The 21,918-nt window shown below is 62.2% G+C and carries 22 protein-coding genes and 1 riboswitch; of the genes, 17 read left to right on the plus strand and 5 right to left on the minus strand.

Features of this window, described 5'->3' with window-relative positions:
* Positions 1–27: 27 nt before the first annotated feature.
* On the minus strand, positions 28–1,236 hold the full coding sequence (locus BN1134_RS10485) for a sensor histidine kinase (RefSeq protein WP_042047110.1): 1,209 nt from the start codon (positions 1,234–1,236) through the stop codon (positions 28–30).
* A complete protein-coding gene (locus BN1134_RS10490; RefSeq protein ID WP_042047111.1) occupies positions 1,233–1,901 on the minus strand; it encodes a response regulator transcription factor in 669 nt (222 codons plus the stop codon). Before BN1134_RS10490 ends, BN1134_RS10485 begins: the two co-directional genes overlap by 4 nt.
* Before the next feature lie 79 nt (positions 1,902–1,980).
* On the opposite strand from BN1134_RS10490, the gene BN1134_RS10495 reads away from it, so the two are divergent.
* From BN1134_RS10495 to BN1134_RS10560, 13 genes are all read left to right on the plus strand, one after another.
* Positions 1,981–2,403: a DUF5666 domain-containing protein gene (locus tag BN1134_RS10495; RefSeq protein WP_042047112.1), complete on the plus strand. Its 423-nt coding sequence runs from the start codon at positions 1,981–1,983 to the stop codon at positions 2,401–2,403.
* 71 nt (positions 2,404–2,474) lie between these two features.
* Complete coding sequence (locus tag BN1134_RS10500) at positions 2,475–2,957, plus strand: hypothetical protein (RefSeq protein ID WP_232300626.1); 483 nt, start codon at positions 2,475–2,477, stop codon at positions 2,955–2,957.
* Between the two features lie 100 nt (positions 2,958–3,057).
* Positions 3,058–3,528: a DUF350 domain-containing protein gene (locus BN1134_RS10505; protein ID WP_232300627.1), complete on the plus strand. Its 471-nt coding sequence runs from the start codon at positions 3,058–3,060 to the stop codon at positions 3,526–3,528.
* A gap of 7 nt (positions 3,529–3,535) precedes the next feature.
* Positions 3,536–4,072 (plus strand): DUF1190 domain-containing protein, encoded by a 537-nt coding sequence (locus tag BN1134_RS10510; protein WP_042047114.1) that lies wholly within the window; start codon positions 3,536–3,538, stop codon positions 4,070–4,072.
* Positions 4,073–4,074: 2 nt separating this feature from the next.
* A complete protein-coding gene (locus BN1134_RS10515; RefSeq protein WP_042047115.1) occupies positions 4,075–5,229 on the plus strand; it encodes a glutathionylspermidine synthase family protein in 1,155 nt (384 codons plus the stop codon).
* A 74-nt stretch (positions 5,230–5,303) separates the two neighbouring features.
* Positions 5,304–5,416, plus strand: a riboswitch (TPP riboswitch).
* Positions 5,417–5,678: 262 nt separating this feature from the next.
* Positions 5,679–7,721, plus strand: coding sequence for a phosphomethylpyrimidine synthase ThiC (gene thiC / locus BN1134_RS10520; RefSeq protein WP_042047116.1), 2,043 nt, complete (start codon positions 5,679–5,681; stop codon positions 7,719–7,721).
* The gene (thiE, locus tag BN1134_RS10525) at positions 7,718–9,328 is read left to right on the plus strand and encodes a thiamine phosphate synthase (RefSeq protein ID WP_042047117.1); all 1,611 of its coding nucleotides are present in this window, start codon (positions 7,718–7,720) and stop codon (positions 9,326–9,328) included. The genes thiC and thiE overlap by 4 nt, the downstream gene beginning before the upstream one ends.
* The gene (locus BN1134_RS10530) at positions 9,318–10,100 is read left to right on the plus strand and encodes a HesA/MoeB/ThiF family protein (RefSeq protein WP_042047118.1); all 783 of its coding nucleotides are present in this window, start codon (positions 9,318–9,320) and stop codon (positions 10,098–10,100) included. Before thiE ends, BN1134_RS10530 begins: the two co-directional genes overlap by 11 nt.
* Complete coding sequence (gene thiS, locus BN1134_RS10535) at positions 10,097–10,303, plus strand: sulfur carrier protein ThiS (protein WP_042047119.1); 207 nt, start codon at positions 10,097–10,099, stop codon at positions 10,301–10,303. The genes BN1134_RS10530 and thiS overlap by 4 nt, the downstream gene beginning before the upstream one ends.
* Before the next feature lies 1 nt (position 10,304).
* Entirely contained in the window at positions 10,305–11,072 is a 768-nt protein-coding gene (locus tag BN1134_RS10540) for a thiazole synthase (RefSeq protein WP_042047121.1), read from the plus strand.
* Positions 11,069–12,214, plus strand: a complete 1,146-nt coding sequence (gene thiH, locus BN1134_RS10545) for a 2-iminoacetate synthase ThiH (RefSeq protein ID WP_042047122.1) — start codon at positions 11,069–11,071, stop codon at positions 12,212–12,214. Before BN1134_RS10540 ends, thiH begins: the two co-directional genes overlap by 4 nt.
* A gap of 402 nt (positions 12,215–12,616) precedes the next feature.
* Positions 12,617–13,564, plus strand: coding sequence for a transposase (locus BN1134_RS10550; protein WP_042047123.1), 948 nt, complete (start codon positions 12,617–12,619; stop codon positions 13,562–13,564).
* Between the two features lie 1,029 nt (positions 13,565–14,593).
* A complete protein-coding gene (locus BN1134_RS10560; protein WP_042047125.1) occupies positions 14,594–15,172 on the plus strand; it encodes a hypothetical protein in 579 nt (192 codons plus the stop codon).
* A 92-nt stretch (positions 15,173–15,264) separates the two neighbouring features.
* Here BN1134_RS10560 and BN1134_RS10565 read toward each other — a convergent pair whose 3' ends face one another.
* Positions 15,265–16,113, minus strand: a complete 849-nt coding sequence (locus tag BN1134_RS10565; protein ID WP_052449468.1) for a PhzF family phenazine biosynthesis protein — start codon at positions 16,111–16,113, stop codon at positions 15,265–15,267.
* Between the two features lie 434 nt (positions 16,114–16,547).
* Here BN1134_RS10565 and BN1134_RS10570 point away from each other — a divergent pair, with 434 nt between their 5' ends.
* The gene (locus tag BN1134_RS10570; protein ID WP_084214776.1) at positions 16,548–17,996 is read left to right on the plus strand and encodes a chitinase; all 1,449 of its coding nucleotides are present in this window, start codon (positions 16,548–16,550) and stop codon (positions 17,994–17,996) included.
* 71 nt (positions 17,997–18,067) lie between these two features.
* Here BN1134_RS10570 and BN1134_RS10575 read toward each other — a convergent pair whose 3' ends face one another.
* Positions 18,068–18,832: a helix-turn-helix domain-containing protein gene (locus BN1134_RS10575; protein WP_042047128.1), complete on the minus strand. Its 765-nt coding sequence runs from the start codon at positions 18,830–18,832 to the stop codon at positions 18,068–18,070.
* A 377-nt stretch (positions 18,833–19,209) separates the two neighbouring features.
* Entirely contained in the window at positions 19,210–20,106 is an 897-nt protein-coding gene (locus BN1134_RS10580; RefSeq protein WP_042047129.1) for a LysR family transcriptional regulator, read from the minus strand.
* Positions 20,107–20,372: 266 nt separating this feature from the next.
* On the opposite strand from BN1134_RS10580, the gene BN1134_RS10585 reads away from it, so the two are divergent.
* From BN1134_RS10585 to BN1134_RS10595, 3 genes are read left to right on the plus strand one after another with little or no spacing between them, the layout of a single operon-like run.
* Positions 20,373–20,696 (plus strand): hypothetical protein, encoded by a 324-nt coding sequence (locus BN1134_RS10585; RefSeq protein ID WP_042047130.1) that lies wholly within the window; start codon positions 20,373–20,375, stop codon positions 20,694–20,696.
* A gap of 46 nt (positions 20,697–20,742) precedes the next feature.
* Complete coding sequence (locus tag BN1134_RS10590; protein WP_042047131.1) at positions 20,743–21,429, plus strand: pirin family protein; 687 nt, start codon at positions 20,743–20,745, stop codon at positions 21,427–21,429.
* Positions 21,430–21,446: 17 nt separating this feature from the next.
* Entirely contained in the window at positions 21,447–21,839 is a 393-nt protein-coding gene (locus BN1134_RS10595) for a DoxX family protein (protein WP_042047133.1), read from the plus strand.
* The last annotated feature ends 79 nt before the right edge of the window (positions 21,840–21,918 follow it).

The following is a 21,918-nucleotide window of genomic DNA, read 5'->3' on the forward strand; positions in this document are numbered from 1 at the left end:
GGGCCTGGCCGGTGTGAGTGCGGCCGATCACGATCGTCCGTCGAGGCGGGCGGTGAAGAGGCCCGCTTCGAGCCGGGTCTCGATGTGCCAGCCGAGTTTTTCGCAGATGCGCTCGATAATGGTCAGGCCGCAGCCATAGCCGAGCACGGTATCCGGCGCCACCTGGGTTGGATTGCGAACCGTGAGTACTCCCTCTTTCAGCTGCACCTCGATCCGCCCCTCGGCATAGCTCAGGGCATTTTTCAGCAGGTTGTCGATGGCGATGGTGAGCAGCGAGAGGGGGGCATGCAGCTGGCTCTGATCGAGCGTGAGCTGCACCGTGATGGCCTCGCGACTCAGCAGTGGTTGCAGGCGGGAGAGCTCGGCCTGGATGAGGGGGGCCACCTCTTGGGCGGGGCGTTCAATCTCCCCGCTGCGCCCCAGCAGTAGGAAGGTCTCGGTCAGCAGCGCCATCTCGTCGGCGCCAGCGCGAATGCGCGCCACCGCGCGCCGGGCTGGGGGCGGCAGCTCGGCAATCTTGTCGAGCAGGGCGGCTGAGCCCTGGATCACCATGTTGGGGGTGCGCAGCTCGTGGCTGGCAAAGCGGCTGAATTCGCGCTCGCGGGCGAAGACCGCCGCCACTTCGCGCTTGCCCGACAGCAGGGCCAGCTCGATCTCGCGCAGCTCCTGCCAGGGGGCATCCGGGGTGAAGTCAGCCTGCTCCGGCGTCAGGTGGGCCACCCGCTGGCGCAGTCGCTCCAGCGGCCGGGTGATGTGGCGCACCAGCCAGAAGCCAAAGCCAAGCGCGGCCAGCAGCATGCCGACCCCGATCAGGCGGGTGGTCGTGTGGAGCGTCTCTTCGTAGGGGTCGAGGTAGTCGTCGGCATCGTCGTTGAACACCAGATAGAGCAGCCCCTGGCCCGAGGGGTGGTGCGCCACCAGGAAGTGCTTGTCCTCGTCGCCGAGTTCGTGCTCGTAAAATCCGGGTTTGGCGTACGGGGTGAGCCAGGGGGGCATGCGGCCGGCCTCGCTCCAGTAGCTGGAGAACTGGCGCGGGTTGGGGGCGGGGGCCGCCTCGCCCAGCCGCCGCCAGTCGTCGTCGTAACGCAGGGTCTCGGCCTCCAGCCAGTGGCGCAGGCTCAGCTCCTCCATCTTGTCCTCGGCCACCATCATCAGCCCGGTGGTGAGCAGCAGAAACAGCAGGCCGGCCCCGCCGAGGGCGAGGATCAGGTGGCGGCGCAGGCTCGGCAGGCTCATGGTGCCACCAGCCGGTAGCCCTGGCCGTGCACCGTCTCCAGCATGGGGGTGTCGAATGGCTTGTCGAGGGCGCCGCGCAGGGCATAGATGTGGCTGCGCAGGGCGTCGGAGTCCGGCTCCTCGTCACCCCAGATGGTATCGAGCACCTCCTGGCGGCTGACCACGGCCGGGGCCCGGCGTGCCAGCAGGGTCAGGATCCGAAACGGGATCTTGCCAAGGCGCAGCTCGATGCCGGCGCGCTCAGCCCGCCCACAGGCGGGATCGAGGGTGAGATCCCCCACCGAAATCTGGCCCACGTCGCCGCGCGGGCCACGCAGGGCCAGCGCTTGCAGGCGCACCTCCAGCTCCTCCATGGCGAACGGTTTGACCAGATAGTCGTCGCCACCGGCGCGAAAGCCGGCCAGCTTGTCCTCCAGACTGTCGCGGGCGGTGAGGAAGATGACCGGGGTGGCGATCCCCTCCTCGCGCAGGCGGGTGACCGCGCTCAGGCCGTCGAGGCGTGGCATCATCACGTCCATGATGATGACGTCAAAGCGTTGTTCGGCCAGCCGTTGCAGCGCCGCCTGACCGTGATAGGCGCAGTCAACCGTGTGGCCGGCCAGCTCCAGATAGTCGAGGATGGTCTCCATGACCTGCGGATTGTCCTCCACGAGCAGGATCTTCATCGTGTTCCTCCTTTCACGTCCTCTTCACGCGATGGCTGCCATGCTGCCTCCATCGTTAACCGACAGAGAGGATCATCCCATGCTCAAACGTATTTGTCCCCTGCTTATGCTGCTTCCCATGCTGGCCAGCGCTGCTGTGCCGCCCGAGTTCAAGGTCACCGGTCTTGCCAGCTGGCAACTGGGTCGCCTGATGATCAACGGCATCCCCTTCACCCTCGACAACCGAACCCGTTTCGACGACGGTCTGACCGAAGACACCCTCGGCGGCACCTGGGTCGAGCTGGAAGGGGTGGTACAGGGGGAGACCAATCTGGTGCACGAAATTGACCGTGCCGACCGCCAGCACGATCACGACATGGATATCGTCGGTACGGTGCAAGAGGGCCGGTTATGGGGCTACGGCGCCAGCGACGACAGCCTCAACCCCTTTGAGGGGCGCTGGGCCGATCTGGAGTGCCGCTTCGATGGCAAGGTGCTCTCCGCCTGCCGCCGCGATGACTGACAGAATCGCCGAGGTCGGGCCCGCCCGCAGGGATCTATGATTGGGGTCCCTGACTGAGGAGGGCCCGGAGCATGGCTGGATGGAGACGAAAGGGGGCGAGCGCAATGCTCGCCCTGCTGCTGCTCGGCACGGCGTGTGGTGAGGAGCTGTGGTTGGTCGAGCTGGAGGCGGATGACGGTCTCTGGCTCCACTTCAAGGGAGCGGCGCTCGAGCGCGGCAGTGCCCCGGTATGGCAGGGGAGCCAGCTGCTGGGCCATGAGTTAAGGCCAGGCACCCGCTTGGCCCTGTGGCAGGAGGCCGGAGTGGCGAGCCGCATTACCGTGCCAGACCCCGCCGAACCGCCGCCAGCCGATTGGCAGCGTGGTCAGGATCGTCTGCGGCTGCGCACGGGCAACACCCTGCAACTGGCTCGTCTTGGCACCGTCTTGCTGCACGAGGAGGTGCGCTGGGTCAACGGTTCGGCCGCCGATCTGCATCCCGGCAGCGAGTTGGTGCTGATCCGCTCCGCAGAGGGGCAGTTGCGCCAGATTGACGTCATCAATCCGGAGGAGTGATGCCGCATCCTTCTATTGGAGTGAGGCTCCCTGATCCCCTATTGGCAGGGCCTGTCCTGGCTCTGCCTCCCACCCTTATCCCGTTGTGAAGGGGGCCATTGTGGCCCCCTTTGCCTTTATCTATGATGTTGCCTTCTTTTGTCACTGGAATGGCAAGATGTTCTCCCAACTGCTCGGCTCCCTGAGTGGAGTGCTCCCCTTTATCGCTTACTTTTTGTTGGCCATGGGGCTGCTGGCGATCTTCGTTCGCCTCTATACCTGGCTGACTCCACACCACGAATTTGCCCTGATCCGCGCCGGTAATCCGGCGGCGGCCACCGCGTTTGGCGGGGCTCTCATCGGCTTCGCCCTGCCGCTCTCCAGCGCCATCAGCCACTCCCTCTCCCTGATCGATTGTGCCATCTGGGGGGCGATCGCCCTGCTGGTGCAAGTGGCCGCCTTTCGGGTTATGCGACTGTGGCTCACTGATCTGAGTGAGCGGATTTCCCGCGGGGAGATGGCCTGCGCGATTTTGCTGGCTTCCACCGCCCTGTCGGTGGGGCTGCTCAATGCCGCCTGCATGACCTACTGAGGTATCCATGAAGAGCAGCAACAAGCGCAGCAGCAGGGTGGCATTGGTGATGATGGTGCCGACAGCCTCCCTATGGTTACAAGGGTGCAACGAACGCCCCGAGCTGGCCTATGTCTACACCTCGGCCGAGGCCTGTGCCGCTGTTCCGGGTAATGATCCGGCTCGGTGCCAGCTGGCCTTTGCAGAGGCCAGCAGTCGTCACCTCCTGCGGGCGCCCCGTTATCCTGACCGGGTAGAGTGTGAGGCGGACTTTGGCGCGGGAGGGTGTGAGGATAAGGTGCCGCGGATGAGGGGGATTCTGACCAGCGGTGTTGCCATCGGAACAGACCCTGTCCCTGGGATCCCGACCCAGGCGCTCTATCAGCGCATTGATGAGCCCTATACACTGCGTACGGCGCAAGGGGTACGCCTCCCTGCGGGCAGCAGCCTGGTGCGGGTTTGCCAGAGTGCAGTGGCGTTGGCGCCGACCCAGCAGGTTCGGCGGGGTGGTTTCGGGGGAGAAGCTGCCCGGCGTGCCAGTCACTGCCAGAGTAGCGGGGGTTAGACATGGAGCGCATCTCCCTGCCCGAGCGGCCGGACTGGCGTGAGCGGGCTGCTGAGCTTGGCTTTGAGTTTCATACCTTCGATGGCGAGCCCTATTGGGACGAGAGCGCTTGCTACCGTTTTGGCTTGCGCCAGATAGAGGATGATCTGGAGGCGCCTACCGAGGAGCTGCATCAGATGGCCCTCTCGCTGGTGGCGAAGATTGTGGTCAGCGAGGCGCTGCTGACTCGACTCGATATCCCCGAATACTGCTGGCCTGCCCTGGAGGCGTCCTGGCGGCGCCGGGATCCCCATCTCTATGGCCGGCTGGATCTTGCCTATGACGGGCATGGGCCCGCCAAGCTGTTGGAGCTTAACTACGACACCCCCACCTCGCTCTATGAATCGGGCTTCTTCCAATGGATTTGGCTGGAAGATCAGGTCTGTCGGGGTGTGCTGCCGGCCGGGGTCGATCAGTTCAACTCCTTGCAGGAGAAGCTCTATGGCGCCTTCGTCGCCCGAGGCAATGGCGGCCCACTGCATTTCACCTGCGTGGGCGAGAATCTGGAGGACAGGGGAAATCTCGACTACCTCATCGATATCGCCTTGCAGGCAGGCTGTGATGCCCGCTTTGTCGATCTGGAGGATATTGGCGAGCTGGGAGGGCAGTTGGTGGATCTCGGCAACGAACCCATCCACGACATGTTCAAGCTCTACCCCTGGGAGTTCATGGTGCGCGAGCCGTTTGGCCAGACACTGCTGACCAGCCAGACCCGCTTTATTGAGCCCGCCTGGAAGATGATCCTCTCCAACAAGGGGATACTGCCCTTGTTGTGGCAGTCCTTCCCTGACCACCCCAACCTGTTGCCCGCCTTCTTTGACTCGCAACCCACCAGCCCGATGGCACCGGGCTGGGTGCGCAAGCCCCTCTACTCCCGGGAGGGGGCCAATATCGAGCTGGTGGATCATCAGGGAGCACGCCTGCACGAGCCGGGCCCCTACGACGACTCGGGCTATGTGCGTCAGGCATTTCACCCCTTGCCCTGCTTTGCCGGCAGTTACACCCTGATCGGCAGTTGGATGGTCGGCGATGCGGCGGCCGGTATCGGCATCCGCGAGGACGCCACCCTGATCACCAAGGACAGCTCCCGCTTCTTGCCCCATATCATCCTCGACTAGTTAGGCACCATGGAGGGGGCAAGTGGTCGGCATTGTTAATGGCTTGTACTTTAAATTTCCCCGCTTATACTGGCCCCATCTTGTCGGAGTGCTGACCGTCGAACGACGCAAAGCTGAGACCGTTCATTCGGGATCCGTGGAACCTGATCAGGTTAAAACCTGCGAAGGGAACAAGGGTAACTTGCGGGTTACCGCGCCGGGAGAGGGACAAGCTTCTTCCGCTCATCGAAGGGATCACCCTTGATGGGTCAGGGCGCACAGGAGGGAGTCAGTCCCGTCCGGTTGTCCATCGCCTTGCCCACCGAGGGCAGCACAACCGGAAGCAGCAGAGCGGAGATCCATCCCGCGCACTCCCTCCTGACATGAACACCCCGCCGCAAGTTCATCTTCTCCTCGAACTCCAGACAAGCAAACACCCATAACTTCAACCAGTTAATGTGAGTTTTGCTATGTCTACTTCCGTATCTGATACCAATAAATCCAGCCGCCGCGAGCAGCGCTCCAGCGCTCAGACCTTTATCGATAACCTCAAAGGGATGGCCCACCCCAACTCCCGCCGCATCTTTATCGAAGGCTCCCGCCCCGACATCCGGGTGCCCCTGCGGGAGATCCTGCTGGCCGACACCTTCGTCGGTGGCACCAAGGAAGCACCCCAGTTTGAACCCAACGAGCCGGTGCCGGTCTACGACACCTCGGGCCGTTATGGGGAGGAGGGGGTCGCCATCGACGTGCGCCGCGGCCTGCCACGCCTGCGGGAAGCCTGGGTGCGGGAGCGCGCTGACACCGAGGCGCTGGAGGGGCTGAGCTCCACCTTCACCCAGGAGCGCCTCGCCGACGAGGGGCTGGATCACCTGCGCTTCGAGCATCTGCCCAAGCCACTGCGCGCCAAGCCGGGCCGCCGGGTCACCCAGCTCCACTACGCCCGCGCCGGCATCGTCACCCCCGAGATGGAATTTATCGCCATTCGCGAGAACATGGGGCGCGAGCGGGTGCGCTCCGAGCTCTTGCGCACCCAGCATCCGGGTCAGGGCTTTGGCGCCAGATTGCCGGAGAACATCACCCCCGAGTTCGTGCGCGATGAAGTGGCCGCCGGGCGCGCCATCATCCCCTGCAACATCAACCACCCGGAAGCGGAGCCGATGATCATCGGGCGCAACTTCCTGGTGAAGATCAACGCCAACATCGGCAACTCGGCAGTCACCTCCAGCATCGAAGAGGAGGTGGAGAAGCTGGTGTGGTCGACCCGCTGGGGCGCCGACACCGTCATGGATCTCTCCACCGGTCGCTATATCCACGAGACTCGCGAGTGGATCTTGCGCAACAGCCCGGTACCCATCGGCACCGTGCCCATCTATCAGGCGCTGGAAAAGACCAACGGCATCGCCGAAGACCTCACCTGGGAGCTGTTTCGCGACACCCTGCTGGAACAAGCCGAGCAGGGGGTGGACTACTTCACCATCCACGCGGGTGTCTTGCTGCGCTTCGTGCCCATGACCGCCAAGCGCCTCACCGGCATCGTCTCCCGTGGCGGCAGCATCATGGCCAAGTGGTGCCTGTCGCACCATAAAGAGAACTTCCTCTACGAGCATTTTCGCGAAATCTGCGAGATCTGCGCCGCCTACGACGTCAGCCTCTCTCTGGGTGACGGTCTGCGTCCGGGCTCCGTCTATGACGCCAACGACGAGGCCCAGTTCGCCGAGCTGCGCACCCTGGGCGAGCTGACCCAAATTGCTTGGGAGTACGACGTGCAGGTGATGATCGAGGGCCCCGGCCACGTGCCCATGCACATGATCGAGCGCAACATGACCGAGCAGCTCGAGCACTGCCACGAGGCGCCCTTCTATACCCTGGGTCCGCTCACCACCGACATCGCCCCTGGGTACGATCACTTCACCTCCGGCATCGGTGCGGCGCTCATCGGCTGGTACGGCTGCGCCATGCTCTGCTACGTCACCCCCAAGGAGCACCTGGGCCTGCCCAACAAGGAGGACGTGAAGCAGGGGCTGATTACCTACAAGATCGCCGCCCACGCCGCCGATCTCGCTAAGGGCCACCCGGGCGCCCAGATCCGCGACAACGCCATGTCCAAGGCGCGCTTCGAGTTCCGCTGGGAGGATCAGTTCAATCTGGCCCTCGACCCCGACACCGCCCGCGCCTATCACGACGAGACCCTGCCCCAGGAGTCCGGCAAGGTGGCCCATTTTTGCTCCATGTGCGGCCCTAAGTTCTGCTCCATGAAGATCACCCAGGATGTGCGCGACTATGCCGCCAAGCTGGAAGCCGTAGAGATCAAGCTGGTCGGCATGGATGGCCAGCAGGAGCGGGTAGTGGCCGAGGTGGAGAGCGGCATGGCCCGTAAGGAGACGGAGACCTTCAAGCAGGCCGACGTTGAGAGCGGCATGGCGCGGATGGCCGAGACCTTCAAGGAGACAGGCGGCGAGATCTACCACCAGGCGGCGACCCTGAAGCAGGCCGCAGGGGAGGAGGCGTGAGTAGCACAAGCGGGGCTGTCAGCCCCGCCGACCTGCCGCTCGTGACGGCGGCTCCGCGTCCTGTGGTCTGGACCATCGCCGGTTCCGACTCCGGCGGCGGCGCCGGCATTCAGGCCGACTTGCACACCATGCACGATCTCGGCGTGCACGGCTGCTCGGTCATCTCCGCCATCACGGCCCAGAACTCGGTGGTGGTGAAGATGGTCGACCCGGTCTTGATGCAGACCTTCACCGCCCAGATCGACGCCCTCAGCGTCGATCTGCCGCCGGCCGCCATCAAGATTGGCCTGCTGCCGACCCGGCTGCACGTCGAGGTGCTGGCCCGCCGCCTGGCAGCCATCGATGCTCCCTTCGTGGTCTATGACCCGGTGGCCATCGCCAGCAGCGGTGCCCCGATGGCCGAGCCCAATATGCTGGAAGCGGTGCGCGAGCAGCTGCTGCCGCGCCTCTCTCTCATCACCCCCAACGGCCCCGAGCTGGAGGCCCTGACCGGCCTGCCCGCCAGCAGCCCCGAGCTGGTGCGCCTCGCCGCCCGGCGTCTGCGCGAACTCGGCGCCCGCGCCGTGCTGGTCAAGGGGGGCCACCTTGCGTGGAGCGGGGAGCTGTGTCTGGACTACTACCAGGACGAGACCCGCGAATTCTGGCTGGCGGCGCCGCGCCTCGATACCCGCCACGGTCACGGCACTGGCTGCGCTTACGCCAGCGCCATCGCCGCCGTGGTGGCGCAGGACTATCCGGTAGAGGACGCCATCACGCTCGCCCGTGCCTATTTGCAGCAAGGGTTGGCGGCGGCGCAGGGGGTGGGCGCTGGCCCCGGCCCCATCGCCCACCTCGGCTGGCCAGACAATCTTGCTCACTTCCCCCGCGCCGTGCTGGCAGATTCAACGCTCGATCGCCGCTTCGGCCTGTATGAGACAAGCCGCGCCCGGCTGCCGCAGGGCCCCTTTGCGCCGACCGAACAGCATCTGGGTCTCTATCCGGTGGTCGATTCGGTCAAGTGGCTCAAACGCCTGCTGGAAGCCGGGGTTAAGACCATACAGCTGCGCATCAAAGACCTGCCCGCCGCTGAGGTGGTGCCGGCCATTACGGATGCGGTCGCGCTCGGTCGCCGCCATGGGGCGCGGCTCTTTATCAACGACTACTGGCAGCAGGCCATCGAGGCGGGTGCCTGGGGCGTGCACCTGGGGCAGGAAGATATGGAGACCGCCGATCTCGCCGCCATTCAGGCGGCCGGGCTGCGCCTTGGCATCTCCACCCACGGCTACTTCGAGCTGATGCGCGCCCGCGAGCTGGCCCCCTCCTATATCGCGCTGGGCCATATCTTCCCGACCAACACCAAGGCCATGCCTTCGCGCCCACAGGGGCTGGTGCGGCTGCACCGCTACCGCGCCCTGATGGCGCAGTGGCCGACGGTGGCCATCGGCGGCATCAGCGAGGAGCGGGTGGCGGCGGTCAAGGCAAGCGGGGTCGGCAGTATCGCGCTGGTCTCGGCCATCACGGCGAGCGATGACTGGCAGGGGGCGACCGAGCGGCTGCTCGCCGCCGTGGGGGCGGGGGATGAGCCGCGCTCGGCCAGCGTGATGCGGGAGGCAGAACATGCTCTCTGATGCGGCTTCTCTTAGTGACAACGAGTATCTCAGATACGGCCGCCAGCTGATGCTGGCGGAAGTGGGAGAGGAAGGTCAGGCGCGGCTGAAAGATAAGTCTGTGTTGATCGTGGGCCTCGGCGGGCTCGGCTCGCCGCTCGCCCTCTATCTGGCCGGGGCCGGGGTCGGCACATTGTGGCTGGCCGATGGCGATACGGTCGATTCGAGCAATCTGCCGCGCCAGATCTTGTTCGATAGCGAGGCGGTCAACCACTCCAAGGCGGAGCTGGCCCGCGAGCGGTTGGCCGCCCACAACCCGCTGGTGGAGCTGATCGCCATCAACCAGCGGCTCGATGCCGCCAGTCTGCCGGAGTTTGTGGCCGAGGTAGATCTGGTGCTCGACAGCTGTGACAACCTCGCCACCCGCCAGGCCATCAACGCCGCCTGCGTGGAGCAGGGCAAGCCCTGGATCTCGGCCGCCGCCGTGGGCTGGCAGGGGCAGTTGATGGCGCGCACCCGCACGGATCACGCCTGCTACGCCTGCCTCTATCCGCCCGGCACTCAAGTGAGCCAGAGCTGCGAGAGCAGCGGCGTCACCGGCCCCTTGGTCGGTGTGATGGGCTCGTTGCAGGCGCTGGAGGCGCTGAAAGTGTTGCTCGGTCTGCCGAGCCCGGTGGCGGGCACCTTGCGCCGCTTCGATGCGCTGGCCCATCAGTGGCAGTGCCTGCGCTTGCCCGCCGACCCCGACTGCCCGGTCTGCGGCAGCACCAAGAATAAGGAGAGCAAGGCATGACCTTGACCGTTCGACTCAATGACAAGGAGCAGGCCATCGCGGCCGGCCAGAGTGTCGCCGATCTGCTGGTGACCCACGACATCAATCCCCAGGGGGTGGCGGTGGCCCTCAACGGCGCCGTGCTGCCCCGTGGCCGCTGGGCCGAGACCCCGCTCAACGAGGGGGACGAGATCCACCTTTTTACCGCCATCGCCGGAGGCTGACATGCTGACCATTGCCGATCACACTTTTTCTTCGCGCCTCTTCACCGGCACCGGCAAGTTTGCCCGCCCGGATCTGATGGCCGCCGCTATCGAGGCGAGCGGCTCCGAGCTGGTCACCATGGCCATCAAGCGGCTCGAGCCGGGCAAGGCCCACGACGATATCCTCACGCCCCTTCGGCAGCTCGGGGTCAAGCTGTTGCCCAACACCTCCGGCGCCAAGAGCGCCGCCGAGGCGGTGTTTGCCGCTCACCTCGCCCGCGAGGCGCTGGGCACGAACTGGCTGAAACTCGAGATCCACCCCGATCCCAAATACCTGCTGCCCGATCCCATCGAGACGCTGAAAGCCGCCGAGCAGTTGGTCAAAGAGGGGTTCGTGGTGCTGCCCTACTGCGGCGCCGACCCTGTGCTGTGCAAACGGCTCGAAGAGGTGGGCTGCGCCGCCGTGATGCCGCTCGGCGCGCCGATTGGCTCGAACCAGGGACTGGTGACCCGGGAGTTTCTCTCCATCATCATCGAGCAGGCCAAGGTGCCTGTGGTGGTGGATGCGGGGATAGGCGCCCCGAGCCACGCGGCGGCTGCCTTTGAGCTGGGCGCCGATGCGGTGCTGGTGAACACGGCGATCGCTGTCAGCGGCGACCCGGTCGCCATGGGCCGCGCCTTTGCGCTGGCCTGTGCGGCAGGGCGCGGCGCCTATGAGGCGGGCCTCGGCGCGCGCGGCGTACAGGCGCAGGCCTCCAGCCCGCTCACCGATTTTCTGGGGGCGCTATGAGACACTTCGATCCCATCGAGGGGGATAGTTTTCTCGATAGATGGCGCGAACTTGAGTGGGACGACGTGGGCATGCAGGTGCGCTCCAAGACGGCCGCCGATGTGGAGCGTGCCCTGAGTGCCCCGCGCCGCACCCTGAGCGATTTTATGGCGCTGATCTCCCCTGCCGCCGAGGCGTATCTGCCGCAGATGGCGGCCGAGGCCGAGCGCCTGACCCGCCAGCGTTTTGGCAACACGGTGGGCTTTTATGTGCCGCTCTATCTGTCGAACCTGTGCGCCAACGACTGCACCTATTGCGGCTTTTCCATGAGCAACCGCTTAAAGCGCAAGACCCTGAGCCTGGAGGAGGTTGAGCGCGAGTGTCAGGCCATCAAGGCGCTCGGCTTTGACAGCGTGCTGCTGGTGACCGGTGAGCACGAGACCAAGGTGGGGCTCGCCTATTTTCGTGAGGTGATGCCCCTCATCCGCCGCCACTTCAGCACGGTGGCGATGGAGGTGCAGCCCCTCTCCCAGGCCGAATACACCGAGCTGAAAACCCTCGGCCTCGACGCCGTCATGGTCTATCAGGAGACCTATCACGCCCCCACCTATGCCCGCCACCACCTGCGCGGCAACAAGCAGGACATCGAGTGGCGCCTCGCCACACCGGACAGGTTGGGCCGCGCCGGCATCGACAAGATAGGGCTGGGGGCGCTGATCGGGTTATCGAGGGATTGGCGCGCCGACAGCTATTTCGTTGCCGAGCATCTGAGCTGGCTTGAGCGCCACCACTGGCAGAGCCGCTATTCCCTCTCTTTCCCGCGCCTGCGCCCCTGCACCGGTGGGCTGGAGCCGGAAGTGGTCATGTCGGATCGCCAGCTGGCGCAGCTGATCTGCGCTTGGCGCCTCTTCTCGCCCACCCTGGATTTGTCGCTATCGACCCGCGAGTCGGCGACCTTTCGCAACGGCGCGGTGCGCCTTGGTATCACCCAGATGTCGGCTGAGTCGCGCACCCAGCCGGGGGGCTATGCCGAGGGGGATAAAGAGGAGCTGGAGCAGTTCGCCATCCACGACGATCGCCGGGTTGGCGAGGTGGCGGCCGCCGTGCGCCAGGCGGGGTTGCAGCCGGTGTTCAAGGATTGGGAACCCTTCCTGGGCCGATAGAGGCGGCCAGGCCCCCCTTTGCTAGTGGCATCCCGGCGTTCAGCCAGACTCCGTGCCTGTGGCAAGCAGGCACGGCTGCGCCGTGCAATCGTAGGGTCGATTAGCCGTCAGGCGTAATCGTCCGCTTTGTGGTGTGTCTGATGGATGGCACGGCTTTGCCGTGCAGGACGCGAGGCCGCTGGCCTCGAAGGGGTTTCGCCCGCCCTTCGGGCTTGGGCGAGTAACTTTTCTTTGCGTGGCCAAAGAAAAGTCACCAATCGAGCGGCCACCCCCGCTTATTCGCCCGACTTACGTCGGGTTCCTTCGGCTCACCAGCTTGTCGGCGAGTTCTGGGACACCCACTATTTTGACAGGGGTGTAGTGGTCTGCTTGGCTTAAGCGACAGCGCAGAGGGAACTCGCCATGACCATCGCCCGTTCACGTCAGATCAGCTTGCAGGATACGCCTTATTACCATGTGGTGAGCCGCTGTGTGCGACGCGCCTTTCTGTGCGGGCAAGATGCCCACTCTGGGCAGAGTTATGAGCATCGCCGCCAGTGGGTGGTCGACAGGCTGGGCCAGTTGTCACGGCTCTTTGCCATCGGTATCTGCGCTTACGCTGTGATGAGCAACCACTACCACTTGGTGCTGAACGTGGATGCTGAGCAGGCGCAGGGGTGGAGTGAGCGGGAGGTGGCCGAGCGCTGGGCCGGGTTGTTTCAATGGCCGTTGCCGGTGCGACGCTGGTATCAGGGGGATGCCTTGATTGAGCCAGAACTCGCTGTGGTGCAAGGGCTGATAGCGCAGTGGCGAGAGCGACTCTACTCCATCAGCTGGTTCGTTCGCCTGCTCAATGAAGGGCTGGCTCGCCAGGCTAATCAGGAAGATGGCTGTAAGGGCCACTTCTGGGAGGGGCGCTTCAAGAGTCAGGCCCTGCTGACGGAGTCGGCACTATTGGCCTGCATGACCTATGTGGAGCTCAACCCGGTGCGAGCAAAATTGGCTGAGACACCGGAGGAGAGCGACTACACCAGCATCAGCCAGCGCCTTGGCCGTGCTCAAACCACCGAATTGCCACCCTTGTTGCTCCCGTTTGCTCAAAAGGGTGAATCCAGGTCACTCCCCTACACCTTCACCGACTATCTGATTCTGGTCGACTGGACCGGTCGTGCTATCCGGAGTGACAAGCGGGGTTATATTCCCGAGGCGCTTTCCCCCATTTTGCAACGGCTACAACTCGACGGCGACGACTGGCTCAAGCAGGTGACATTGTTCAAACGAAGTGGCATCCGGGCCATCGGCCACGGTGTGGCCCGTGAGCGCTACGCCCACCACTGTGGGCAGCGACGATGTCATCAGCCTGGAGTTTGAATCCTTTTAGTGCCGCTCGGTAACACCGTATTACCAATGCTTGTGTGGCATGACTCACCGCTATTGTCTCCGTGTGGATTTCGTATCTACAACAGCCATATCGTGAGCATTTAGCCACCTGCTCCCTGGCGGTAGCGCAAGTCCAGAGTGTGTGATGAGGGGCGTCAAGCTCCTATGTCATGAGTCTACGCCTCATACAAAAAGGTGGGTGTCCCAAAACATAATGAGCCTACGCCTCATACAAAAGGTGGGTGTCCCAAAATGATGCTTGTGTGGCATGACTCACCGCTATTGTCTCCGTGTGGATTTCGTATCCACAACAGCCATATCGTGAACATTTAGCCACCTGCTCCCTGGCGGTAGCGCAAGTCCAGAGTGTGTGATGAGGGGCGTCAAGCTCCTATGTCATGAGCCTACGCCTCATACAAAAAAGGTGGGTGTCCCAAAACATACAAAAAGGTGGGTGTCCCAAAATGAAGAGTTGCCGGACGCGAAGAGATAGGCATTAAATATGATGTTATTGGTTGTTAGGCTTATTGCGGGATGTTACCCCCTGTCGGGGTGGGAGCGTTTTATCGATAGGAGTTTCATATATGGGTCATCCTTGATGCTTCTGTATCTGGTTCTCTATTATCTTTTTCCCTCCGATCTGGTCGGTCGCTCCATCCATCTGGGGCGGTTAGGCCAATATTTTCCGGTTGTGTCATACGCTGCCATCTTATTTGGCGCCGCAGTTTTCCCTTTCGACAAGGGGCGATATATCCCTTGGCTTGGTGCTGGCGGCCTGGTGATCGCCTCCCTCTGTCACCTCATTTTCGCAGTGTATTGATGGCATGGTGGCAACCGATGAGCGGGTTGCCCTCTTATTTGTCGTGGGGCCCTGCTTCGCCAGCCTCTGTCGCCCGGTGGGGGCGGGGGCATCGACCCTGCCGGGGTTTGTCTCTAGCATGGGACGAGGTGGGGCCACGGCATCGCCTTCGGGCGGTGAACGAGGTTCGTCACATGGACTTCTGATAAAGAGAGAAAACGATGAAGCTGCGTAGCGTGTTGATGGTGGGGGCCCTGTTGCTGGGCGGTTGTGCGGTCAATCCCTATGGCGGCAGCCCGGCGCCGGTGGGCGAGACGGCACCGCCGGTAAAACAGCCGGATAAGGTGGTCACCGAGCCGGAGGTCAGCACTGCGCAGCCCACGCCGGTGGCGCCGCTCGGATTGGCCCAAGCGATGGCCAATGCCGTGGTACAGGCTCCCGAGGTGCGGGCGCTGACGCGGGGGGATAAGCCGGTGCTGCTGCTGGCGCCGCCCCAGAACAATACTCAGAGCCAGGTTGATACCGATGCCATGGCGGCGGCCATGCGCCCACGCATTCAGGCGGGTGGGTTTCGCCTGGTCGATGCCGACCGGGTGGCGGCCATCACAGGCCAGCTTGAATACCAGCAGGGGGGGGTGAACCCGGCCTCCCTGGTGCGGCTCGGTCGTCAGACCGGTGCCGGTTACATGCTCTATGGGGATCTGGGGGAGGCGGCGGGTCGCTACCAGCTCGCCATGAGCCTGATGGATCTGAAAAGCGGTGAGCTGATCTGGAGTGGTAGCCGCTCCGCCCAGCGCTGAGCCTACCGATGGGGGCTGCGGCCCCTTGACGTTATGGGATACCTTGCAAGGCACCGCCTGCTCTGATGTGGGCGGTGCCTTTTCGCACATGCTTAGTCAACGAGATTGATATCGGCCACCTTGACCACATTGGCACTGACGAAAATATTCGCGATTTCCCCGTCGTGCTCAGCGATGGTGACGTTAATTTCACTCGGTCGACCCAGGAAGCGCCCCTGATGCAGGGTCAATTCATGGCTGTTGATTAATCCATGTTTGAATAAATAGGCGGCCGCCGGGCCGGCGGCGCTGCCGGTGGCAATATCTTCAACGGCGCCCTGATTATCCCACGTTCTTCCTTCCCGATTATCCACGTCAAGCACATAAAGAAATTTGGCCCCCAGTGGCGCAATCAGCGGGGCTAAATCCTTCACCTTGAAGACGATATGTTCCAGTTGGGGTGATGCCACCGGCAGGATGACATAAGGCAATCCGGTAGAGATGACCTCGGCGCCGATGTTCACCTCGCTCGGCGGCGTCAAATTGAGCGCGGCATACAGCGTTTTGGCTTCTTGCTCCGATAAGGTGCGGATGAACTCCGGTTTGCCTTGGCTCATGGTGGCCGTGAAGGTGTCTGCCGTTTTCAGGCTGGTGAGGGGAATTACTTTGCTCTTGGTGTGTACGCGCCACTCATGGCGTGGGCCATTTCCATAGTGGTGATGCAAATGGTATGCAAGGCCGAGTAAAGGGTGGCCGGCAAAATCCAGCTCCTCTTCAATGGTGAAGATCCGGGCGTGGAATTCACCGCCCTTCACCTGAATAAAGATCGACTCGAATTGCCGCATTTCTTGTGTCCATGCGAGCATATCGGCAGATGAGAGATGATCGACGTCAGAGAAAATAGTCAGGCCATTTCCATTGAGTTTTTTAGTTGAGAAAACATCGACAAGTTCACATTTCAACGTCATTTTCCTCGGTTGGCTCGATGCGCGAAGGTTTTTAAAACGGCTTCTTTTGTTGCGTGGGCCCGGTCACCTCTCCCTTGCAACCCTTGTCGACGATAAGGTGCGTGCTTCCGCTGTGTCAAAGCATAATTATTCATTTATTGCTTTCCCTCCATCGGGATGAAAGGGCATAAGCCGCAGGCGCTGGCTGATTATGCGGGCATGGCGCTCGCCATCAGAGCCGCGCCAAGGGGAGGGGCCTTTTAACCATGGGAGGGGATAGCTGAGCTGATACTCATTGTTTTTCAATTAGATAAGCCAGAGGTGGGTAGTGAGGGAGCCAGGTGCGAGTCTGCTCACAAAATCAGCATGATTCTTAATTCCTGTCGTGAAGTTAGTGGGGCAGGTGCCTATGCTCGGGGGGCCAAGAAAACAACGATAAGGAAAGTCCCATGTTTAAACCCACCCGCTGCGGCTGGTTGGTGGCCGCTGCCTGTGCGCTGCCCGTCCATGCCGCCATGAATATCCAGCCTGACCCGCAAAACCCCGGCGGTTATGTCATACCGCAAGCCGATGTGCAGGCGGTGGAGCAGCAGAAGACGGCCAACCCCATGTACGGCATCTGGGCCAAGGCCCTCGAGACCCGCGCCAACGCCGTGGTCGATGCCATTGAGCCGGGGCAGGCCTCCAACCCCGACAACGTGAAGCGGGCCGAGCGGGTGTTTCCGGCCTCGGAGTGGGAGTTCCTGACCCAGATGGCGGCGCCCGAGTACACCTATGTGCGCTTCCTGCGGGCGGTGGGCAAGTTCCCGGCCTTCTGCGGCGATTACAGCGACGGGCGCAACGCCGACGCCATCTGCAAGAAATCCATCGTCACCATGTTTGCCCACTTTGCTCAGGAGACCGGTGGCCACATTGCCAAGGAGAACGTCTCGGACAACCCGCTCGGGCTCGAGGAGTGGCAGCAGGCGCTGGTGCACGTGCGCGAGATGGGCTGGTCGGAAGGGCAGACCGGCTACACCACTGGTTGCGGCCAGAATGACTGGCAAAACAAGAAGTGGCCGTGTGCCAGCGGCCAGGGCTACTTCGGGCGCGGTGCCAAGCAGCTCTCTTATCACTTCAACTACGGCGCCTTCTCCGAGGCCATGTACGGCGGCGATGCCAGCGTACTGCTCAACAACCCGGGGCTGGTAGCCGACTCCTGGCTCAACCTCGCCTCGGCCATCTGGTTCTTCCTCACCCCGCAGGCACCGAAACCCTCGATGCTGCACGTGGTCGATCGCACCTGGAAACCCTCCCAGCGCGAGCTGGATGCCGGCATCGGCTACGGCTTTGGCACCACCATCAACATCATCAACGGCGGCATCGAGTGCGGCGCCCAGAACAAAGACAAAGGGCAGCCGGTTAACCGCATCCGCTACTGGGAGGGGCTGGCCGCCCACTACGGCATTCCGCTGCTGGCCGACGAGAAGAACACCTGCTGGCAGCAGACCCCGTACGGCAGCCTGAATCTGAACGGTGCCAGCGACGTGCTCTACACCAACTGGGACGGCAACTGGAAGTACTACGCCGATCGTCCCGGTGGCTACTCGTTCGAGTGCGAGTTGGTGGGCTACCAGACCGCCTACTCGGCGCTGGTGAAGGGCGACTATGAAAAATGCGTGACCAACTTCTACGGCTCCCACGCCGGCTGGCCCAAGGTGCGGCTGGTGGATAAGCTCGATCCGCCCACCACCGAGCCCAGCCAGCCGCCGGTCGGTGGCGTGCCGCTCTGGGAGGCGAGCAAGGTTTATGTGGGTGGGGACAAGGCCAGCTATCAGGGGGCCGTCTATCAGGCCAAGTGGTGGACCCAGGGGGATGAGCCCACCAAGGGAGGCCCTTGGGCGCTGGCGCCCCAGTGATCCGCGAGTGTTAAGGCGCCCATTGGGCGCCTTGTTGTTGGGTGCTCGGAGCCCCTGCTGCGGCTTGGTTTTCAGCTGTCGATGTTGGGGATCAGATCGTCAAAGCTCTGGTAGCCGCAGTCGGCCAGTTGCAGCGACATGGTGTAGGTCTTGCTCCCCTCGCGTTGGCCGACCGCCGGGCGGTTGAGCTTGAGTTCGCTGTGCCAGTACTCCTTCATCCGCTCGATCAGCGCCATCGCTTCATGTTCTTCCAGGTGCAGCTGGCACAGCGCCATGTAGTTGTTGGTCTTGTGCATGTTGTCGACCAGGTAGTCACCCAGCATGGTCATGGCCTGGCGCGCCTGCTGGCGGGCGAAGCGGCTGTGTTGCTCGAAGGTGATCCGCTCGCTGATGAGGAAGTGGTAGCTGTTGTCGATACCCAGTTGCAGTATGCCGAGCTTTTCCAACTTGCGCAGGTAGAGGTAGCAGGAGGCGTCGGTGAGGCCGTACTCACGCCGCAGGTCGACCAGACTTTTCTCGCGCCAGAAGATGTTGGCGAGAAAGGCGTAGAGACCGGGCTCGTTGTGGAAGGCGTCATCCTGCTCCTTGGTGAAGACGGCGCGCCGGCTCTGGGCATCCTGGGTGCGTTCCAGCAGCTCCTCGAAGGAGAGTCCCACCAGATGGCAGATCTCCAGCAGGGAATCGAACGGCAGCGAGGGCTTGTTCATCATCCGCTTGACGGTGGCGATGGAGACGCCAAGGGCATCGGCCAAGCTTTGATAGCGGATCCCCTTGTCGTTCAGGATCTTCTTCAGGGTCTCCAGTATGTTGTTGGCCAATACCTGGCTATAAGGCATGCTTTCGTTCCCTTTATGCATATTTATTGAATTATTCCGCTAAAACATGAGGGGCGAGATAGACAGATTCTGATACCAGTATGTGGATACCTCAGCGCCTGCTTTCGTCTCTTTACCCAATATCAACGGATTGGCCAGACCAGTGTGATCATGAAGGAGCAGTTAGTGATACCGGGTGGTGCACTTTCCTCTACTTCAAAACAAAGTGCTGGTTATGAATATTACATCGTTCATACTTTGTCACGTGGTCGATTTCAACGCCTTCCTGGTTGTGTCATCGGCCGTTTGCTTCCAATTTAAGGGTTTTAAACCGCAAGGTTTTTATTCTTTCCTGGCAAATTGAGCGGATCCCGACGGGGCTCCGCTTTTTCTTTTGTTCATTTTGCGGCCCACAGCCTCGGGATCTCCCGCACCAGCCAACTCTTGGCCTTGCCCATGACGTCGCGGCGCCATGCCAGCACCACCTGAAGCTGGTGGCGGTACTCCGGGCTGATCACCCGCAATCGCCCGACATCGATATCCTCTTTTACCCAGCGCAGCGGCATGGTGCCTACCCCGATCCCGGCCAGCAATGCGGCCCTCTTTTCCTCCATGGTGCTCACCGTCAGGCGCGGCTGTTTGTCGAGCAGGCGATAGGTGAGTGCCGGTTTGCGCAGGGCGGTGTCGGCCACGGCAATGGCGCGGTAGCGGCGCAGCGTCTCATCAGAGAGTGGCTCCGCTTCCTTGTGCAGCGGGTGATCCGGGTGGGCGACATAGAGCATCACATCTTCAAACAGCAGCTGGTGCTTGATGCCGGACATCATGCTGTCCGAGTTGAGGCTGGCGATCAGCAGATCGGCGCGGCCATCTTCCAGGCACTCCCAACTGCCGGCCAGCACCTCGGCGCGAAAGCGCAGTCGGGTGTCGGTCTGCTCGGCCAGTTTCTCGACCAGCGGATAGAGGTCGGGAATGGCGACCAGGGCATCGACCGCGACCGTGATGTCGGTCTCCCAGCCGCGTGCCAGCGCCCTGGTCTCACCGACCAGCTGTTCGGCGGCCTCGAGCAGTACCCGGCCGCGCTCGAGCAGCATGCGTCCGGCCGGGGTGAACTTGGTGCGGTGGCCGCTGCGGTCAAACAGCACGGCATCGAGCTCATCTTCAAGTTTTTGCACCGTATAGCTCAATGCAGAGGGAACCTTGCCCAGCTCCTCGGCGGCGGCGGCGAAGCTACCGCGTCGCTCAATGGCGTCCAGCACCCGGATGGCCTCCAGTGTTAATGCCCTTTCCTTACCCATCTAAACACCTTCAAATAATTTGAATCTCTATGCCAGATTATCTTGCTAACAACATTCGTCAAGACTCCCTATCATGCCCTCATCGCTTAGGACGAACCGACAAGTGACCTGAATAGCGCTGTTGAAGGGGAGGTTAAGGCTCATACATGAACCGAGACCAACCAGATTGTAGCAACAACATTTTTGAATGGTCTCTTGGCAAGGATGCATTGGACAGCTCGCCAATGCGACGCTGGCAATGACATGTAACGTGAGAGATTAAAGAGATGAAAAAGCAAATCGCAATCGCCCTGCTGGGCATGATGGGTTCTGTTGCCGCACAAGCTGCTATTCCGGCTGAGGTTCGCGCCGCACCAGGCATGTTGTTTGTCGACTGGCAAGCCACCGCCGCCCTCGAGGGGAAAGCTAATCCGCTGCTTGAGGTGCGCAATGAGTTTGGTGATGTGATCGCCAGCACCCATGCCAGTCTGACCGGTCGCCAGGTGGTGCGTCTGCCCGCCAAGACCCAGGGCACTTTGACCCTGAATGTAGCGGGTCAGCGCGACACACTGCGCATGCCGTTTGGCTTCGGTAGTGGCAACCAGGGTTAAGACCCCCCGCGAGAAGATAAATTAACGAATTTAAGGAGGCGTTCACATGATCGCAATGAGACCGGCACAAGAACGTGGGCATGCTAACTTCGGCTGGCTGGATACCCACCACACCTTCTCTTTTGGGCACTACTATGACCCGAAGTGGATGGGTCACTCCGCGCTGCGCGTCATCAACGAGGATCACGTGACGCCGGGTAGTGGTTTCGGTACCCATCCCCATGCCAACATGGAGATCCTGACCTGCGTACTCGAGGGTGCCATTGAACACAAGGACAGCCTGGGTAATGTAGAGCGGATCCCGGCCGGGGAGTTCCAGCTGATGAGCGCGGGTTCCGGTATTCGCCACAGCGAGTATAATCCGTCTCCAACTGAACCTCTTTCGTTCCTGCAAATCTGGATCGAGCCGAATGAACATGGCACGACCCCCGGTTATCAGCAGAAGCGGATTGAGGCTCAGCCCGGCATGACGCTGGTGGCCTCCCCCACGGGTGAGCAAGGATCGTTTACGATTCGCCAACAAGCCAGAGTCTGGCGGTTACAATTGGCTGCAGGTGAGAGTCTCACCTGGGCTCTGCAGGGACGTAACGGTTACCTGCATATGATATCCGGGGAGCTGACCACTGGTGGTCTCACTGCCCAAGCCGGCGACGGGTTGTTCAGTCGCGATGAACCCAACTGGGAGCTCATGGCCGAGTCCGCCACTGAAGCCCTTTTGTTTGACCTGCCATGAGAGATGAGGAATTGAAAATGGAAAAGATGAAAGATATCGCCCTGCTGCTGAGTCGTTTTCTGCTGGCCCTGATGTTTGTGGTCGCAGGTTGGGGCAAGATCAGCGGTTACGCCGGTACTCAGGGTTACATGGAAGCGATGGGCGTGCCCGGTTTCCTGCTCCCCCTGGTGATCCTGCTCGAGCTGGGCGGTGGCCTGGCCATCATGGCCGGTTTCTTCACCCGTACTCTGTCGGTCTTCCTGGCTGGCTTCACCCTAGTAGCGGCGTTCATCTTCCACTATCAGCCGGCTGACCAGATGCAGATGTTGATGTTCATGAAGAACATCTCCATCGTCGGTGGCTTCCTGGCCCTGGCTGCCGCCGGTGCCGGTGCCTTCAGCCTCGACAACAAGCTGGGCAAGAACTGGTAAGCGACTGTTTACGAGGATTTTCCAAGGCCTTTAGCCGGAGCGAAAGCTCCGGCTTTTTTGCATCTGGCGCGCCAATCCA

This window comes from Aeromonas simiae, assembly GCF_000820125.1.
GTDB lineage: Bacteria > Pseudomonadota > Gammaproteobacteria > Enterobacterales > Aeromonadaceae > Aeromonas > Aeromonas simiae.

Excerpts from the sequence above, each read along its gene's own strand:
- BN1134_RS10495 (WP_042047112.1), top strand. The coding sequence starts at position 1,981 with ATGCTCAAACGTATTTGTCCCCTGCTTATGCTGCTTCCCATGCTGGCC.
- BN1134_RS10500 (WP_232300626.1), top strand. The coding sequence starts at position 2,475 with ATGGCTGGATGGAGACGAAAGGGGGCGAGCGCAATGCTCGCCCTGCTG.
- BN1134_RS10560 (WP_042047125.1), top strand. The coding sequence starts at position 14,594 with ATGAAGCTGCGTAGCGTGTTGATGGTGGGGGCCCTGTTGCTGGGCGGT.
- BN1134_RS10595 (WP_042047133.1), top strand. The coding sequence starts at position 21,447 with ATGGAAAAGATGAAAGATATCGCCCTGCTGCTGAGTCGTTTTCTGCTG.
- BN1134_RS10585 (WP_042047130.1), top strand. The coding sequence starts at position 20,373 with ATGAAAAAGCAAATCGCAATCGCCCTGCTGGGCATGATGGGTTCTGTT.
- BN1134_RS10485 (WP_042047110.1), bottom strand. The coding sequence starts at position 1,236 with ATGAGCCTGCCGAGCCTGCGCCGCCACCTGATCCTCGCCCTCGGCGGG.
- BN1134_RS10575 (WP_042047128.1), bottom strand. The coding sequence starts at position 18,832 with ATGCCTTATAGCCAGGTATTGGCCAACAACATACTGGAGACCCTGAAG.
- BN1134_RS10530 (WP_042047118.1), top strand. The coding sequence starts at position 9,318 with ATGCTCTCTGATGCGGCTTCTCTTAGTGACAACGAGTATCTCAGATAC.
- thiS (WP_042047119.1), top strand. The coding sequence starts at position 10,097 with ATGACCTTGACCGTTCGACTCAATGACAAGGAGCAGGCCATCGCGGCC.
- BN1134_RS10490 (WP_042047111.1), bottom strand. The coding sequence starts at position 1,901 with ATGAAGATCCTGCTCGTGGAGGACAATCCGCAGGTCATGGAGACCATC.
- BN1134_RS10510 (WP_042047114.1), top strand. The coding sequence starts at position 3,536 with ATGAAGAGCAGCAACAAGCGCAGCAGCAGGGTGGCATTGGTGATGATG.
- BN1134_RS10590 (WP_042047131.1), top strand. The coding sequence starts at position 20,743 with ATGATCGCAATGAGACCGGCACAAGAACGTGGGCATGCTAACTTCGGC.
- BN1134_RS10540 (WP_042047121.1), top strand. The coding sequence starts at position 10,305 with ATGCTGACCATTGCCGATCACACTTTTTCTTCGCGCCTCTTCACCGGC.
- BN1134_RS10580 (WP_042047129.1), bottom strand. The coding sequence starts at position 20,106 with ATGGGTAAGGAAAGGGCATTAACACTGGAGGCCATCCGGGTGCTGGAC.
- thiH (WP_042047122.1), top strand. The coding sequence starts at position 11,069 with ATGAGACACTTCGATCCCATCGAGGGGGATAGTTTTCTCGATAGATGG.
- thiC (WP_042047116.1), top strand. The coding sequence starts at position 5,679 with ATGTCTACTTCCGTATCTGATACCAATAAATCCAGCCGCCGCGAGCAG.
- BN1134_RS10570 (WP_084214776.1), top strand. The coding sequence starts at position 16,548 with ATGTTTAAACCCACCCGCTGCGGCTGGTTGGTGGCCGCTGCCTGTGCG.
- BN1134_RS10550 (WP_042047123.1), top strand. The coding sequence starts at position 12,617 with ATGACCATCGCCCGTTCACGTCAGATCAGCTTGCAGGATACGCCTTAT.
- BN1134_RS10515 (WP_042047115.1), top strand. The coding sequence starts at position 4,075 with ATGGAGCGCATCTCCCTGCCCGAGCGGCCGGACTGGCGTGAGCGGGCT.